Annotated in this window: 1 protein-coding gene; it reads left to right on the top strand. The window is 46.2% G+C overall.

The annotated features are described in order from the left end of the window. Positions 1-223, top strand: a 223-nt coding sequence (locus ABR397_RS24510; protein WP_407072910.1) for a bacteriophage T4 gp5 trimerisation domain-containing protein, incomplete at both ends; no start/stop codon positions are given.

Genomic DNA, 223 nt, shown 5'->3' with positions numbered 1-223 from the left:
AAGATGCAAACGGCAGCGAGGAAGTGTTTATTCATGCTCAACGGGATATGAATACCCAGGTTCTCAGGGATAAAACCACACAGATAAACCATGACCAGAAAACAGAAGTGGCGCATAACCGGACCACCATTATTAAAAACGATGATGATGAAGCCGTGCAGGGCTTCCAGACGCTGGAAGTCAGTCAAAATCAAACGGTGACCATTAAAGGTCAGCAGGCCAT

The sequence above is a fragment of the Photorhabdus viridis genome (genome assembly GCF_040256935.1).
In the GTDB taxonomy this organism is placed as follows: domain Bacteria; phylum Pseudomonadota; class Gammaproteobacteria; order Enterobacterales; family Enterobacteriaceae; genus Photorhabdus; species Photorhabdus viridis.
This window is presented reverse-complemented; position numbering and strand designations above follow the sequence as displayed.